The following is a 16,822-nucleotide window of genomic DNA, read 5'->3' on the forward strand; positions in this document are numbered from 1 at the left end:
AGATGTGTATAAGAGACAGGGTGAGGATGGGGTGGGGGAGAGGGGGAAGTGGAGGGTGAGATCAAGTAGGGAGTTGAGCGATCGCTGGACTTGTTTAGCTGTCAGCAATTGTTTACGACGATCAGGTTGCAATAGGGTTTGTAGGAGTTGAGCAAAGGCAGGATGGACGATCGCCTGATCTTGCCAGTGCCAGCCTTGCGTTTTGGGATCAAACAGGTGTTCGGGTTCCTGTCCTGTCAGGAGGGCGATCGCCACCACGGCTAAGGCATATAGATCCCATTGGGGATTGCTTGGAGTAGATGGCTTTAGGTGAGGCGGAGCATAGTAATTCGGTGGGCAGGGAGAATCTGGATCGTCCAGATGGAGTTGCAATTGGGCAAGCAGAGCTGGATTTAAGCCAACGTTAATTAAGACGGGTAACTGGTCGGCATGGCGCAGAATAATGCTATCAAGGCTGAGATTCTGATGAATGACTCCTGAACAGTGTAGATAGGCAAGCACAGGCAAAATTTGACTCAGGAGCGCCATCACTTCCATCTGAGAAAAGCATTGGGATTGCTGGCGGCGTTCCTCTAGCAGCAACCCACAACTTTTACCCTGGATATATTGCCGGACTAAGTAAAGTTGGCGATCGTGAATAATTACGCCTCGGAATCGCGCTAGTTGAGGATGGTACAAGTCGTAGAGAATGGCGATTTCATCCTGAATCCACTGTTTGAGAAATTCCAGGGAGGTCGTGGCTGAATCAGCAGGAATTAGCTCCTTCAGGACACACAGTTCGTTGTAGCGCTGGTGATCCTGTGCCAGATAAGTCTGTCCCCAGCGCCCCTGTGCCGCTATTGCCATAACTCGATAGCGGTTCTGTAATAGAGTTCCAGGCTCCAGGGGGGTTAGCATGGGTGGCATAGACAAAGTTGCCGCTGCTCAATGCCTTGCTCGGTCATTAGTAGCGGTTAATCAGAACTTATGTACTATTTTTACTGTAACACTGTCATCCCAAATCGATCGCGATTTTAGTTCGCTGGCGGGACTGGCTCATCGGTAGCCGTCGGGGAGGGATTGGCAGGTGGGGCTGGCTCGGAATTAGGAGTGGTGACATCATCCGCTGCCGCTAAATCGATCGCATAATCTATCGGTTGGGTTGCCTCAGAAACCACCACAATTTCATATAACCCCGAAGCCGCCAGTTTGCCCGACCACTCGGTTTCTTGAGAGTGATCTAAAAGGGGGGGCGATTGACTCGTCGGTGGATACAGGGACAATCGGATGGATTGCTCGGCAGCCTGTAATCGTAACCGCAGCACTTGATCCTGACTAAATTTAGCGGTGTATGCCTTACCCGCACCTGGTTGTAAGCGCCCCGTCACCTGATGACTGAAATTACCGGACTGAAACTGAATCCGCTCTAACGTACTACCAGACTGTAATGCCTTCAGTTGATCGACAGCGATCGCCTGCCAAACTTGCCCGATCGGTTGCTGTAGCAGATTCTGCGTCCGGGGTGGGTCGGGAAATAAGTAGAAAAATCGGGCATCGGTGAGGTCATTTAACGCCCGACTGCTAAGGTTCAGTTGATTCACAGCGGTCTGGCGCTGGCTGACATCGGCGGTCGTGTATTGTCCTAACCGCGATCGCGCCTCTGGACTCAAGGTTTTTAACTGATCCAGATATTGCAGCGCAATCTTGTCCCAGTCTGCCCGGAGATCCTCGTCCTCTGAATCCGTCCCCAACTGCCGCCCTGCTAATTCGGGATGACGCTGATAAAAGGTTTGATTCACTAACTTAGAGAAAAAGCCATTATCAATTCCCAGTTGCGATCGGCGTTGGTTAATTTCCTGTTTCCGCTGTTGTTCCGCCTGGGAAAACTCTGGGTCGGTTGCTCCATTGTCGATCGGGGGAGTAGTGGGTGGGGTCGTTGGCTGATTCGGTAACGGTAAGAAATCTCGGGCACCATACCAGATGCCACCAACGGTAGCTCCAGCCATCAGCAAGAGAATCAGTGGCGTTAACCACCCTGAGGAACGACGCGGAGACGGTGGATCAGGTGTGATCGGCTCGGTCGCTCGATAATGATGCGTGACAGCTATATCCGGGTCGGGATCAGGCACTGATGGCTGGTGCGTCACTGGGGGTTGAGTATATTGCCCATTCCCTCTAGCGGCGGTCTGCCCTGATAAAGCCTGTAACACCGCTTGAGCCGACTGAAATCGTCGTTCTGGATAGGGAGCAAGCATCTGATCCAACACACCAACTAAGGCTGGACTGAGACTGACTTGCCGTTGCCAGCGGCGGCGATCGCCCTGCAATAGTTCTAGGGGTTGCTGTCCCGTTAACAACACTAAAACGGTGACTGCCAGAGCATACAAATCACTATGGGGAAATACTTCTCCATCCTCCATCTGCTCAGCCGGAGCATAACCAATTTTGCCTAAGCGTGTGGCAATTGGAGCGATCGGTTGATACATGACGGACATGACTTCCGCCGCCACCTGCTTCACGCCACCAAAGTCAATCAATATTGGCAACCCATCGGCATCCCGCTGCATCAGGTTATCGGGAGAAATATCGCGGTGAACGACTCCAAGACTATGGATGTAGTTCAATACGGGCAAAATCTGCAACAGCAGTTGTGTGACTTCTGCTTCAGTAAAAGCCTGCCCCTGCTGTAAGCGGGTTTGCAAGAGCGCTTGATAGGTCTGCCCCGCCACATAATCCTGCACCAGAAACAGTTTGCCCTGCCCCTGGATCTCTGCCCGGAATAACTCCCGGAAGCGCGGAATCTGAGGATGCTGAAGTTGATACAAAATTCCAGCTTCGCGGCTAAATAACTCCTGTGCCTTCTCCAATGCCTGACTGCCCTGCATCTGCGGTGCAAATTCCTTCAAGACACAGAGTTCATTAAACCGATGGGTATCGGCAGCTAAATAGGTGCGACCAAAACCGCCATGCCCCAACTCCTGCATAACGTGATAGCGCCAGCCGAGAATTTCTCCCCCGATCGCCGCCTGATTGACCGCACCACCGGAATTTAACACTTCACCACACAGGCGACAAAACCGACTATCGATCGCATTGGCATGTCCCTGGCTGCAATAAAGGGGATTCATGAAACAGCGTTATTCTAGTTCTGATGATTCTTCGGCAACCACCTCTGTTGTAGTCAACTCTGGGCTAGTTGTCACGGAATTGGGAGTCGAATCACCCACACTTGCCGTCGCCACACTCACTGGGGCCGGAACAGGCACTAGCGGAATCTTCTTCAACCGTAAGCCAACACTGGTAAACCCTTGCCGTACTTGTTCCACTGGACAGGGAGGGGTTGCCAAAAATGCGGCATTACTGGTCAACAGTACCCCCACAACACTAGCCGGAACCTGGACAAACAAATTTGCCCCGAAAAAGCCGATCGCGGCCATCGCTAATCCGACCCAACGCGACTCTGGCAAAAAGGCTGGAACAGCAGTCGCGGCGATTGGAGCCGTGTAATAAAGTTGCCGCAATAGAGTCAGTAGACCAAAGGCAACTAATACCGAGAAGATGCGAGTCCGAGGCGATTTAAATAAAGTGAGTAACCGTCGTTGATCTTCCGTCAGAGCATCCGGTTTAACAGCAAGGATCAGCAAACTGAAGATGGAAAACGGACGTTGCCACTGCATCCAGAAAATTGGGGCAACGCCAATCACCCCAATTAGCAACAGTTCTAACCACGGAGGTAACACCGGATCCCCGATCGCCAGCCCCAGCCAGCACAACTCAATCCAGATTGGTACCGTGGCTAAACCTGCCAGATGAATCCACAAATAAGGGTCAGACCAAAAGGAACGCATCGCTTCAATTACCCGACGAAACCCATGCTCAGTATAGAGCGTCACTTACCTCGATCGAGGTTAAGAAACTGGCATTCCTGTTAACCAAATTTAGCCGCAGGATAGAGACACCTGATTCCCCTGGTCGTCCCTATCCTCTCTATTCACTAATTGGCGGTATCACCAAATCCAGAAGCTTGTCGCTGCTGCTTCATCACCTGCAACTGCTGGAACAGGGTATCCGCTTCCGCTTGAAGATGGAGAAACTTCACCTGTTGATCAATTCGATATTGCGCCTTCATCGCTTCCAGTACCCGCGACTGGCGATCAGCCTGAACCGCTTTGCCCGTTGTAGCGATGGGGCGATCGAGGACAGCGGTACTGGAATTTGCCGAACGATCCGTTGTCAAGGTTTGACTAGTCATTTTTACTCACTTACACCACAGGGGTTATATTAACTTGATCTTTACAAAAGATTCTACGGGAAAGAATCAATATGTAAAGGTTTTCTAACTGGCTAATTCCTCCCTGGTTATCCTGAATTGCGTCAGAACATCAAGCTACGTGGCGCAAACAGGTGAGTTTTATGCCCAGCGAGGGGGGTAGATACAGAGGGGGAGGGAGGATCATTAGGGAATCAGGGTACACTAAGATCTGCCCTTTGTGATGGTACATTTCCTGTGACTGTAAGTCTGTCTGCTAGTTCCCCAAATCAGTTTACCGATGCTCAACCGGCACCCCAGCCAGCAACACGCGGTTGGCAAGGGCTGATTGAGACCTATCGGCAGTATTTGCCTGTAACCGATCAAACTCCCGTCGTGACGCTGTTGGAGGGCAATACGCCCCTGATCCCTGTGCCCGCGATCGCCGAGCAGATTGGCAGACAGGTTAAGGTTTGGGTCAAGTACGACGGCTTAAATCCCACGGGTAGCTTCAAAGACCGGGGCATGACGATGGCGATCTCCAAAGCCAAGGAAGCTGGAGCTACAGCGGTGATCTGTGCCAGTACCGGCAATACTTCGGCGGCGGCAGCAGCCTATGCCCGTCGGGGCGGTATGAGAGCCTTTGTGTTAATTCCTGATGGTTACGTTGCTCTAGGTAAACTAGCCCAAGCTTTGGTTTATGGCGCTGAAGTGTTAGCCATTCGAGGCAACTTTGACCAGGCTTTAGCCGCCGTCCGCGAAATTTCCAACCAATATCCCGTCACGCTGGTTAACTCCGTTAATCCTTATCGCTTAGAAGGACAGAAGACGGCTGCCTTTGAAATTGTCGATGTGCTGGGGGATGCTCCCGATTGGCTCTGCATTCCGGTGGGTAACGCTGGTAATATCACCGCCTATTGGATGGGCTTTAACCAATACCACCAGGAACACCGCTGCACCAAATTACCTCGGATGATGGGCTTCCAGGCGGCAGGAGCGGCTCCGTTGATTTCTGGACAGGTCGTGCAACATCCAGAAACGATCGCCACGGCTATCCGCATCGGGAATCCTGCCAACTGGGAACGGGCGATCGCGGCCCGAGATGCTAGCCAGGGCAGTTTCGCTGCGGTCACAGATGAAGAAATTCTAGCGGCTTACCGCTTACTGGCTTCCCATGAAGGCGTGTTCTGTGAGCCTGCCAGTGCGGCTTCTGTCGCTGGTCTATTGAAAGTGAAAGATCAAGTCCCGACGGGAGCCAATGTCGTCTGTGTGCTGACAGGCAATGGACTAAAAGATCCCGATACAGCGATCAAGCATTGCGAAAATCCCTTAAAGCAAGGGATTGAACCCGATGTAGCGTCGGTCGCCAAGGCAATGGGTTTCTAAAACGTCAATTGGGGGATAGGACATCACTAGCCGATTCCTCATCCCTGATAGGCTTGGCAAGCAGGTCGTTAATCCCGATCGCGTTGTTCTTTGGTAAATTGAGCGATCGCGTCTCCTAGCGCCGTGGTTAAACTTTTCCGGGTTTGGATATGCGCCGTCTGTTCCTGTTGCAAGGCTTTAGTTAGGCGATCGCATTCTGCCAGCGCTTTGACTAACTCCGCCTGTAACTCTGGAACCGTTTGCCAGTGGCTCACTTCTGCCTGAAGTCCAGAGACATCGATCGCACTATCCAGTTCAGACAACGCTTTTTCCTGAAGTTGGCGCAGTTCTTGCTTCAATGAGTCGATCGTCTGCCGAGCCAGGTTGGCTTCCACCCGCCGTTGCTGCGCCTCCGTTTCATAGCGCTGCCGCCAGTTTGCCGCACTAGCATAGGCTTCTTCCCGCTCCTGTTTAATCTCAGCAATCTCTTGCCTCAGTGCTTGAATTTCCGCTAGCCACTGGGCAACATCCTGGCTCATGAACACACTCCATCGTGAAGGGATGTAGGTTAATTTATCCCTTACAGATTACGCTGAAATTCCTCTAGCAGATCCATCAGGTTCACCTGACATTGCATCGGCAGCAGATCCGCTAACGGCACTTCTCGCTTGCCACCCCCTAACTTGACGGGAATCTCTTGCAATACTTTAGTCACTTCCGCCTCAGACAGGGACTGTGAGGACAACATGGGATACAGCCGCTCAGCTAACACAGTATGCAGATGAGCATTGGACAGGTAAAGATGCCATTTCGCGACATCGATGTAAACCGCTTCGCCAATTTCTGCGGCTAACGCTTCGATCGTTTCAGTCGTGCTAGATCTTGCCATCATTGCCCTCCTTGAACACAGTCCTATAGACGAGTCATCCTATGCTTGAGCCTAACAGACCCCAACCAGTTCTCCGTCCATCTTCCGACTGTTTTAGGATTGTCGGGCGGTTTTCCAAACTTGCCAACTGGTAAAACTGAGCAGAGCCGTCGCCGCGATCGCGTAGCCTAAACCACTCGGCATCCCAGAGACAGCCAGTGCCACTGTACCTGCCCAAAGCGTCAAGGAATAGATGAATAACACCGCTAACCGATGGGAGAGTCCCGCTTCCAGTAACCGATGGTGTAGATGACGTTTATCGGCAACAAACGGGGATTGCCCACGTCGCAGGCGATCGAGAATCACCGCCGACATATCCAAAATGGGAACGGCGAGAATCACATAGGGCAGGACAACGGCGATCGTCACCGCTACTGTAGTCACCCCTTTAACTAACCCGATTACCCCAATTCCTGCCAGGGTAAAGCCCATAAAATAAGCACCACCATCCCCCATAAAAATTTGGGCAGGATTGAAGTTATAGCGTAGGAAGCTGAGGGAACCACCTGCCAGCGCCGCCGCAATCAAGGCAGCCGCCGGTTGTTTCATAAACAGGCTGACAAACAACATGACGACGGCAGAAATTCCACACACTCCCGCCGCCAGGCCATCCAGCCCATCAATCCAGTTAATCGCATTTGCCATCCCCACCAGCCAGATCACGGTAATGGGCAAACTAATCCAATCGGCTAACTGCACTAAGCCCAACCCTGGAATGGTGAGGAAGTCAATCTGTACCCCAACCCCCCAAGCCAACGTCGCCACAATTACCTGAGCGATCAGTCGAGACAGCGGTGACAACCCATACAGGTCATCCGCTAGCCCAATCAGGAAAAAGGCAATGCCCCCGATCGTCACGCCCCAGACCTCATACTCTTTATTGGGAGGCAGGATGCCAAATCCTCCTAACCACCAAACCATTAAGAGGGCAATCAGCGTACCGAGGAAAATGGATACCCCGCCCAACCGCACCATCGGTCGTTTATGGATCTTCCGTCCGCCCGGTTTATCAAATCGTCCACTTTTCAGACCCAGCTTTTTGACAATGGGCGTACTCCACAGCACGACGGCGGCAGAAACCAAAAATGCAATCAGGTGATACCAGTGTTGACTCATCTGAAACGGTAGGGTTGAGGACAAGCGTCAGGCAGCAGTGTACTACACTTCAGATAATAGTCAGCAAAGAATTGTGAATGAAATTTATTTTTTAGATGCGATCAAGGTTGAACCGCGATCGAAATGATGGGATCCGACAAAGCCAGAGTTCCCGCAACGCCAAAGCAGGATAGGCATCTCGACCCAAGATCATGCCATCTCGGGTATTGGCGACACCTATCCTTTCAGGATGATTTAATAATAAATTCCGATTAGAGCAGGGCTGGAACCGGAATCGTCAGGTGGGGATATAGGGGAAACCCCTGGCACAGAGCGGCAACCCGATTGCGGCAATCTGTGGCGATCGCTTCATCTTCGGGATGCAGTAAGCGATCGGCAATAATATTAGCAATTTCCGTGAATTCGGTTGTACCCATGCCCCGGGTAGTCATGGCAGGCGAACCGAGACGTAAGCCACTGGTGACAAAGGGTGATTCCGGATCGAACGGCACTGTATTCTTATTCGCCGTAATATTGACCGAACTCATCAACTGGTCAGCTTGTTTACCCGTCATGCCCACCGATCGTAGATCGACCAGCATCAAATGGTTATCCGTCCCATTAGAAACGATCTTGCAACCCCGTTGTTGCAGTTGGGCTGCCATCGCCTTGGCATTCTCAATCACCTGACCGGAATATGCCTTAAATTCCGGCTTCAGAGCTTCGCCAAAGGCAACGGCTTTTGCCGCGATCACATGTTCCAATGGACCACCCTGGCTCCCTGGGAACACCGCTTTATCAAACTTCTTGCCGAGTTCAGGGTCACGGGTCATAATCAACCCACCGCGCGGCCCCCGCAGCGTCTTGTGAGTGGTCGTCGTCACCACATCACAATAGGGGATCGGATTTGGGTGGTGTCCGGTGGCAACCAAGCCAGCGATGTGGGCAATGTCTGCCATTAAGTAAGCACCCACTTCATCCGCGATCGCCCGGAACTTGTCAAATTCGATCGTGCGGGAGTATGCCGAATACCCGCAAATAATTAGCTTCGGACGGTGTTGCAGTGCCAGATCCCGAATTAGATCAAAGTCCAAACATTCGGTGTCTGGATTTACGCCATAGTGCTGCTTGTTAAACCACAGACCAGAGACATTCACTGGCGAACCGTGGGTTAAGTGCCCCCCGTGGGACAGATCCATGCCCATAAAGGTGTCACCCGGCTTCAGCAGGGCTAGAAATACCGCAAAGTTAGCCTGTGCCCCAGAGTGAGGTTGCACATTCGCATGGGCGGCACCGAAGAGTTGCTTGACGCGATCAATCGCCAGTTGCTCGACCTGATCGACAAACTCACAACCGCCGTAGTAGCGCTTACCCGGTAGCCCCTCAGCATATTTATTAGTTAACACAGAGCCTTGTGCCGCCAGCACTGCCGCCGAGGTGAAGTTTTCGCTGGCAATCAATTCCAGGTGATCCCGTTGGCGTTGTAGTTCTTGTTGGATAAACCCGGCGATCGTGGGATCAGTTTGAGCCAGGAAATCTAAGTTAGTCTGAGTCACAAGGCAATCCTCGCAGCAAAAATCGTCAAACTGAAGTCAAATTGGGCGGCAAGCATGGTTTGTGCATTGTTCCCGAACCTATGATCATACTGCGATTCTTGCTCGACCAGACTACTTTGATCACAATTTCCCAGAGTTTTTTATGTTCGCCCGATGATGCCATGGCCACAGCAATATGGGCAAACAATTCGCTAAAGAGGCAAGTCATTAATCTTTATTGAATGGATATGACCGATACGACTACTTTGTAAGCGTTGTATTAAGCTGTGTGTGATGATCCCCGATGGGATAAAACTCGCGACTAGAATGAATTTAAGGTAATCAAAAAGCGTTCATCGGAGGTGTTGAATGCTGGTTATTTTGATGGAGAATCAACTTATTCCTCCCAGCATGGTTTGTCAAAGCTGCCTACTGGCTGATCAAGCGGGTCAACCTCGTTGGTCAGGCGGACGCTTGCGCTGTGGTCATGCTGTACGGAAATTGGCAGAACAGCAGCCTGATCAGTATGAATGTGAAATGGGCTTCCGCATCGCCAATATTGAATAATTCTATTTAGAAGGTTTAAAGTATCCAGACCAGATAAAAACCAACAGAGGCGAGTTTAGCTGCTTGCCCCTGTTGGTGGCGATGATTAACGATGAATCAGGTTTAGACAGGAGCAGCGTTTTCCAGTCGTTGGGACTTTTCAAACATCAGCTTAGAGCGTTTCAGCAATTCGGGGACGGGAACGGGATAATCTCCCGTAAAGCAAGCGGAACAGAAATTTTCGGTATCATCCTGAGTAGCTTCTAACATTCCCTCCCAGCTCAAGTAGCTCAGGGAATCCACTCCAATATGTGCCGCGATATCCGCGATCGACTTGGTTGCTGCAATCAGTTGATTTTGATTATCCGTATCAATGCCATAGAAGCAAGGATGCGTCACCGGAGGCGAGGAAATTCGCATGTGAACTTCGGTAGCTCCAGCATCCCGCAATGCTTTAACAATCTTGCCGCTTGTGGTACCCCGGACGATCGAATCATCCACAATCACGACTCGCTTCCCCTGCAACACATCCTTCAAGGGATTCAACTTCATTTTGATCCCCGATTCCCGCATCGTTTGGGTCGGTTGAATAAACGTCCGTCCGACATAGCGGTTCTTGATCAACCCTTCCGCATAGGGAATGCCGGAGACTTGCGAGAAGCCGATCGCGGCTGGAACGCCCGAGTCTGGTACAGCAATCACAATATCCGCGTCAACCGGAGACTCTACTGCCAATTGCCGCCCAATCCGCATTCGATAGCTGTAGAGGGTTTCATTGTGCATCACGCTATCAGGACGGGCAAAGTAGATCATTTCAAAAATGCAGAGCTTGGGTTTCGGTTGAGTCACCCAATGGAACGACGATAGCCCTGCATCCGTAATCCACACCACTTCCCCCGGCTCCACATCCCGCAGGTAATCGGCACCGATAATATCTAAGCCACAGGTTTCCGATGCCAGCACATAGCGAATGGGATCAGTCGGTTGATGCTGCGGCAAAGTCCCAAGCACCAGAGGACGAATGCCGTTCGGATCGCGAGTTCCCATCATGCCTTCGGGAGTCCCGATCGCCAGACTAAATGCTCCCTGACAACGCCCAAACGCTGCGATCGCCGCCTCCAGCCAGTTTTTGCCATGATTCACTTCTTCCGCGATCGCCAGAGCAATCAGTTCTGAGTCCGTCGTGGTCAACAGATTATGGTTACTCCGCAGCATTTCCTCCCGCAGAATGCCAGTATTCACCAAATTGCCATTGTGCGCCAATGCCAACGGCCCTAACTGAGTTTCCACTACAGCCGGTTGAGCATTCACCACTCGACTGGAACCCGTCGTGGAGTAGCGGGTATGCCCGATCGCCAGATCCCCCTTTAAGGTATCCAAAATCTCTTCATCAAAGACTTGAGACACTAGCCCCATTTCTTTATAGAGATGGACGTGATTCCGACTAAGGGCAGCGATTCCGGCAGATTCTTGCCCCCGATGTTGCAGAGCAAACAATCCAAAGTAGGTCAGTTTCGCCACATCCTCGCCGGGTGCATACACCCCAAACACACCACAGGCTTCCTCAGGTTTATCAGAAGCTTCGTGATTGTTAAGGGTGACACTTAAGTTGTCAGCAGAGGATGCAGAATCAGAAAAGGACTGGCTGGAGATCATGCGTGAACTGGCTCCGGATGCTAGATGGGTCAGCCGAGTAAGTGGCTAGGAAACAAGCGAAAAGTTAAAAAACTTAAAGTTACTTTAATTTTCTCATTAACTACTGACGCTTATATCCTAACAGGCACAGATGCTGAAAAGCGGTAGGGGAGCGGTAGAGATGTCAAATGGGGGGCAGAATTCTCTCAACAGTCACGGGAAAGAACAGGTTAAGAAGCGAAATACCGCTCGATCGCCGTCTGCCAGCGATCGCCCAAATCAACCAGGCTGAGGTTAATTAAGGCAATGTGATCAGTAGTTGCAAGATGCAAATCAGGTTGTGAACTGACCGAGCCTAAGGCTTGCCAGAAGGTTGGCAACTGCTCGTTTAAGTAGGATTCCCAAACAGCTTGCTGCGATCGCGGGACAGAGACTAAAATTCGCGCTCCCCCTTCGGCAAATAGGAGATAATCCCATCGTAACGAGTCATTCGCAGATAGCACGATATCGGCACCTAAATTGCCACTGATGCAGGCCTCCGCCAGCGCCACCGCCAATCCCCCTTCTGCGACATCGTGCGCCGATCGCACCCAACCCTGCCGAATCCCTTCCCGACAGGCTGCCTGTACCTGCCGTTCCAAGGCAAAATCTACTACCGGCGGTTGACCTGCCACCAATCCATGCACTGTCGCCAAATACTCAGAACCCCCCAACGTGACCAGAGGAGTCAATTCAGCATCCGACTTTACTCCCAATAAATAAATTAAGTCACCAGCAGCTTGCCAACCCTGACCACAGATTTGCGTTAAATCATCAACCAAACCGACCATGCCCACAACAGGGGTCGGATAGATCGGTTGGGGCACACCCTTCGCATCCAGGGTTTCGTTGTAAAGAGAGACATTGCCTCCTGTGACCGGCGTGTTGAATTCTCGACAGGCTTCGGATAGCCCCCGGCAGGCTTCTGCTAACTGCCAGTAGCCGATCGGCTTTTCGGGACTACCAAAGTTCAAGTTATCCGTGACCGCCAGGGGGTCTGCCCCGACACAACTGAGGTTACGAGCCGCTTCTGCTACGGTCGCCTTCGCCCCTTCATAGGGATTGAGATAGACATAGCGAGCATTGCAATCTACCGTGGCGGCAACGCCTTTCGAGGTAGTCAAGGCAGGTTGCTGTCCAGTCGCTGACTGCCCTGGATGCTCCCACTCAGCAACAGAACGAACTCGCACGATCGCGGCATCTGCCCCTCCCGGCAACATCACGGTATTGTTCTGCACTTGATGATCGTATTGGCGATAGACCCACCGTTTTGAGGCGATCGTTGGCGTGGCTAATAGTTTTAGGAGTAAATCATTCCAAGTGGACTGAGTTCCCTGTAGTTCAATGCCTTGGGGAGTTGACTCGGGTAGGCGATCGACTGACCATGCCCAGGCTTGACGGGCGTACTCCGGCGGTTCGGTCAGTAATTCTCGATGGTAAATCGGCGTGTTATCGGCTAAAGCAGTAGCGGGAATTTCTGCGGCGACTTCACCTTGAAACAGAATCCGGACGATCGGTTGTTCGATCACGCTGCCCGCCACGACGGCATGGAGGCCCCAACGTTCAAAGACATCGATTAATTCTTGCTCCCGTCCTTGGTGCGCCACAAACAACATGCGTTCCTGGGACTCCGACAGCAGGTACTCGTAGGGAACCATACCCGTCTCCCGCACCGGAATTTTGTCTAAATCCAGTTCAATGCCGACCCCACCTTTCGCCGCCATTTCCGAGGTCGAACAGGTAATCCCCGCCGCCCCCATATCCTGTGCCGCCACCACTGCTCCAGTTTTAAAAGCTTCTAGACAGGCTTCAATCAGAGATTTTTCCAGAAATGGATCACCAACTTGAACGGCGGGCCGATCGTCGATCGAGGCATCACTTAATTCCGCACTGGCGAAACTGGCTCCTCCCATGCCGTCCCGTCCCGTAGTCGAGCCGACGTATAACACCGGATTACCAATCCCTTTAGCCCCCGATTTGACAATCTCCGGAGTTTCCATCAAGCCTAATGCCATGGCATTGACTAAAGGATTGCCAGAGTACGCCGGATCAAAGTAAACTTCACCCCCAACAGTCGGTACACCCACACAGTTGCCGTAGTGGGAAATCCCAGCCACCACGCCACTAAATAATTGCCGAGTGCGAGCATCTTCCAACGAACCGAAGCGGAGAGAATTGAGAATGGCGATCGGGCGAGCCCCCATCGTAAAAATATCTCGCAGAATCCCCCCCACCCCCGTAGCTGCACCTTGAAACGGCTCCACCGCCGAAGGATGGTTATGGGACTCAATTTTGAACGCTAAGCGGAACCCATCGCCTAAATCAACGACACCAGCATTTTCACCAGGTCCCACCAGGATGCGAGAACCTTCCGTGGGAAACTGCTTCAGCAACGGGCGGGAATTCTTATAGCAGCAGTGTTCTGACCACATTACCCCAAACATGCCCAGTTCTGCTTTATTCGGGTGACGACCCAACCGCCGCACAATCTCTTCGTATTCCTCTGGTTTAATGCCTTCCGAAGCAATTTCTTCAGCCGAAAAAGGAGCAGACGCAAGAGCCGACATAAGACCAGATCCCCAACAGAACAGGCTCTATTGTATCGGGGTTTTTTCGCTTTTTGGTCAGAAAAGTCTAGACAAAATTACCTTCAGAAAGGAGAGTTTCCCAGGTGTGGATCATGACCTTGACCGGAAGTTGGTTAGATCTACCCATTCTATTGCGGCCAGTCTGGGGCATTTTCGTCGAGGAGAACTGGCTCACGCGGTTTAGCCATCTCTGGAACCAACTGGAAATTGATAGTTAATCGATCCGTTAACTTCACCAAATAGGTTAATAGTGCATAGATAAAGATTAAGATGCCAACTTTTTCCAAAGTCTCTTCCGAAATAATCACAGCTTGAGTTAGCACATTCCAGCGACCATAAGCTTCCCGCACTGCTCCACTTACCATTTCTATGCCTAATGCTCCGGTAATATAGATCCCGCCAGCAAATATCATTAAGTTACGAGTGCGTTGAGGTAGATGCAGGACAAACTTCCAGTATTTGAACAGAAAAAATCCTACTAAGACGATCGCTGGAATCACCCAGGTATGATAGAAAAAAGAATTTAATTGAAGAGATTTTCGCAGCGACGGAATAATTAAGGCTTCATGAAAACTAAAAACCTCATCCAAGCCAAGAAATAGAAAAATAAATGCTAGAACTTTCCAATACGAGTGATAGCGATCGCCCTTTTTAATGGCTGTAACTACGGCTAATAAACCAGCACAAAACAGTAACGAAAAACTGGCATACCAGGCTGGAATATTATATTCGCTATCCAGGTCAAACATTTTGTGAAACCATTTTGAGGCTGGAAACGGATACTGAAGAATTCTGAATGTAGAACTGAGGATACCTGCCACAATCAGGCACAACACGATCGTGATCAATATCCGCATCACCCGTTTAACTGGCGTGTAAACGGACAATTCCACCTGCCGAACGACTGTTTTCTGCATAATCACTGCTGTTGCCGTAGGTATTGCAGTCAGGTAAAACCCTGGCACTTCCTGTCATACTTTTGCTGGGGGATGCATCTGCACAGGTGACGTAATCAGGACTACCTCTAAAGAGTTATCCATTATACTCCTCTACATCATCGCCCCAACGTTCGCTAATCGCTTGCCTCTGGTTTCGGTGATGTCACTTGATTTTGTTAAACGTGGGTTTAGTTCCCCCCATCTCTGGCTCCTGTTCGGCTGGATCGGGCTTGGTAGTTGGTTGCGTTTCACCAATTTGACCGATAAACCACCTTCGACGATCGAAATTGCCACTCTGGGATTTAGTTTGGGACATGGTTTTCTGCACATGCCAGTTGGGCAGGTAATCGACCTGAACACCCTCTTACAACCGTTGTGGGTCGATTCAGCGTTGACGGCTCAAGATACCATCCGGGAGTTGATGCAGGAAAGTACCCATCCCCCGCTATACTTCTGGCTCACCCATTTCTGGCTTCAGCTCTGGTCGCCCGGTGGGCAGGTCGTGTCCCTAGCAGCAGGGCGATCGCTGAGTGCGCTATTTGGGGTGCTGGCAATTCCAGCCTTGTTTGGATTGAGTTGGTTGGCGTTTCGTTCGCGTTTAGTTGCTCAGTTAGCCGCTGCTCTCATGGCAGTTTCACCCTATGGGGTCTATCTGGCCCAGGAAGCTCGCCACTATACTTTGGCAGTTCTGTGGATTATTGCCTCCCTCAGTTGCCTGGTGATCGCCGTCCACCAGTTATGTCAGCGATCGCCCTTACCATTGCCGATTGTCTGTGGTTGGATTGGAGTCAATGGGCTGGGGATGGCAACTCACTATTTCTTTTTGCTAGTTTTAATCGCCGAAGGCTTAGCATTGGTGGGAGTGTGGTTCTTGGCACGACAGAGATGGTTACCAGCAACAACTCAGGCATTGGCGGGAGCAAACTGGAGTAGGGTATGGCTTGCCGTGATCGGCAGTACGATCGCCACCTTAGTCTGGTTGCCTGCCCTCCGGGGAGTGTCCGATAGCGAATTAACCCAGTGGATTCAGACCGATCTGGAGGTTGCGGAATGGCTAGAGCCGATCGGGCGATTGCTGGCTTGGCTGGTCACTATGATAGTGATTTTGCCGATAGAACACCAATCCTGGCCGGTGATTGTGCCGATGGTGTTGCTGATTTTGCTAACCCTATACTGGCTTGTTCCACCCATGGTACGCGGAATTCAAGCTCAATGGGCGATCGCAGACTATCAACCCATCCTTTTGGTACTGGGTGGCTTTGTTACCCTCGTCCTGGTTCTATTTCTTGCCATTATTTATGGCCACGGATCGGATGTCAGTGTAGCTCCTCGCTATCATTTCGTTTACTTTCCTGCCTTTTTGTTAGTCATTGCTGCCGCTTTAGCGCTAAGTTGGCAGCCCACACCTGCCTTTGCCATTAAACCCTCTGGCTCAAACGAGCGGTTCCCTCGCTTACCTCAACTTCAGGGACGGCAAGTAATCATTTGGGTGCTATGCATGGGCTTAATTAGTAGTATCACCGTCGTCTCAGATTTAAGTTTTAAAAAGTCTAGACAGACCGATGTTTTAGCCGCAGAAATTGAATCCGAGCCAACAGGTTCCATTTTGATCGCCGTTGACTATGAAACCCATGCAGAAATTCGTAGCGCGATCGCGATCGGGTATGAAATGCAGCAATTACCTGACGAGCGAACCACAACACCTAAATTTCTGATTTTGCCAGAACAGGATGATCCTCAAATCCTTTTATCATCCCTTGCCCAAGGGATCAACTCCTTACCCAAACCACTCAATTTGTGGACGATTAATCTGCCCAAAAAATTAGATTTGAGCGGATTAAATTGCCAAAAAGCCGATCGCCAAGAACAGAATACGGGCTACCGCGATCGGCATTACCTCTGTCAATGACGCTTCTCTTAAGTAC

14 protein-coding genes are annotated in these 16,822 nt (G+C 51.1%); 3 read left to right on the forward strand and 11 right to left on the reverse strand.

All coding sequences use genetic code 11. From position 1 onward, the window contains the following. From ACN4EK_RS11920 to ACN4EK_RS11935, 4 genes are all read right to left on the reverse strand, one after another. On the reverse strand, positions 1–906 hold a 906-nt coding region (locus tag ACN4EK_RS11920), incomplete at its 3' end, for a serine/threonine protein kinase (RefSeq protein WP_431658105.1). Between the two features lie 107 nt (positions 907–1,013). Next, entirely contained in the window at positions 1,014–3,107 is a 2,094-nt protein-coding gene (locus ACN4EK_RS11925) for a protein kinase domain-containing protein (RefSeq protein WP_431658106.1), read from the reverse strand. Between the two features lie 9 nt (positions 3,108–3,116). Next, positions 3,117–3,872 carry a low-complexity tail membrane protein gene (locus tag ACN4EK_RS11930; RefSeq protein WP_431658107.1) on the reverse strand — a complete coding sequence of 252 codons (756 nt, stop codon included), beginning with the start codon at positions 3,870–3,872 and terminating at the stop codon, positions 3,117–3,119. 101 nt (positions 3,873–3,973) lie between these two features. Further along, entirely contained in the window at positions 3,974–4,231 is a 258-nt protein-coding gene (locus ACN4EK_RS11935) for a hypothetical protein (protein ID WP_431658108.1), read from the reverse strand. 255 nt (positions 4,232–4,486) lie between these two features. Between ACN4EK_RS11935 and thrC the strand changes: the two genes are divergently transcribed. Then, entirely contained in the window at positions 4,487–5,614 is a 1,128-nt protein-coding gene (gene thrC / locus ACN4EK_RS11940; protein ID WP_431658109.1) for a threonine synthase, read from the forward strand. 68 nt (positions 5,615–5,682) lie between these two features. Here the strand turns inward: thrC and ACN4EK_RS11945 are convergent, their stop codons facing one another. The 4 genes from ACN4EK_RS11945 to glyA all read right to left on the reverse strand — a co-directional run bounded on the left by ACN4EK_RS11945 (position 5,683) and on the right by glyA (position 9,172). After that, positions 5,683–6,132, reverse strand: coding sequence for a hypothetical protein (locus tag ACN4EK_RS11945; protein WP_431658110.1), 450 nt, complete (start codon positions 6,130–6,132; stop codon positions 5,683–5,685). Between the two features lie 41 nt (positions 6,133–6,173). Then, positions 6,174–6,482, reverse strand: coding sequence for a DUF3181 family protein (locus ACN4EK_RS11950; RefSeq protein ID WP_431658111.1), 309 nt, complete (start codon positions 6,480–6,482; stop codon positions 6,174–6,176). Positions 6,483–6,575: 93 nt separating this feature from the next. Further along, positions 6,576–7,637 (reverse strand): glycosyltransferase family 4 protein, encoded by a 1,062-nt coding sequence (locus ACN4EK_RS11955; protein WP_431658112.1) that lies wholly within the window; start codon positions 7,635–7,637, stop codon positions 6,576–6,578. 251 nt (positions 7,638–7,888) lie between these two features. After that, positions 7,889–9,172, reverse strand: coding sequence for a serine hydroxymethyltransferase (glyA, locus tag ACN4EK_RS11960; RefSeq protein WP_431658113.1), 1,284 nt, complete (start codon positions 9,170–9,172; stop codon positions 7,889–7,891). A gap of 348 nt (positions 9,173–9,520) precedes the next feature. On the opposite strand from glyA, the gene ACN4EK_RS11965 reads away from it, so the two are divergent. Next, positions 9,521–9,718: a hypothetical protein gene (locus tag ACN4EK_RS11965; protein ID WP_431658114.1), complete on the forward strand. Its 198-nt coding sequence runs from the start codon at positions 9,521–9,523 to the stop codon at positions 9,716–9,718. 102 nt (positions 9,719–9,820) lie between these two features. Here the strand turns inward: ACN4EK_RS11965 and purF are convergent, their stop codons facing one another. The 3 genes from purF to ACN4EK_RS11980 all read right to left on the reverse strand — a co-directional run bounded on the left by purF (position 9,821) and on the right by ACN4EK_RS11980 (position 14,876). Next, positions 9,821–11,353, reverse strand: a complete 1,533-nt coding sequence (purF, locus tag ACN4EK_RS11970; protein WP_431658115.1) for an amidophosphoribosyltransferase — start codon at positions 11,351–11,353, stop codon at positions 9,821–9,823. A gap of 209 nt (positions 11,354–11,562) precedes the next feature. Further along, positions 11,563–13,938, reverse strand: a complete 2,376-nt coding sequence (gene purL / locus ACN4EK_RS11975; RefSeq protein ID WP_431658116.1) for a phosphoribosylformylglycinamidine synthase subunit PurL — start codon at positions 13,936–13,938, stop codon at positions 11,563–11,565. Between the two features lie 149 nt (positions 13,939–14,087). After that, complete coding sequence (locus ACN4EK_RS11980) at positions 14,088–14,876, reverse strand: hypothetical protein (RefSeq protein ID WP_431658117.1); 789 nt, start codon at positions 14,874–14,876, stop codon at positions 14,088–14,090. A 181-nt stretch (positions 14,877–15,057) separates the two neighbouring features. Here ACN4EK_RS11980 and ACN4EK_RS11985 point away from each other — a divergent pair, with 181 nt between their 5' ends. Next, the gene (locus ACN4EK_RS11985) at positions 15,058–16,806 is read left to right on the forward strand and encodes a glycosyltransferase family 39 protein (protein WP_431658118.1); all 1,749 of its coding nucleotides are present in this window, start codon (positions 15,058–15,060) and stop codon (positions 16,804–16,806) included. The last annotated feature ends 16 nt before the right edge of the window (positions 16,807–16,822 follow it).

Source organism: Pantanalinema rosaneae CENA516 (assembly GCF_050753385.1).
In the GTDB taxonomy this organism is placed as follows: domain Bacteria; phylum Cyanobacteriota; class Cyanobacteriia; order Leptolyngbyales; family Leptolyngbyaceae; genus Pantanalinema; species Pantanalinema rosaneae.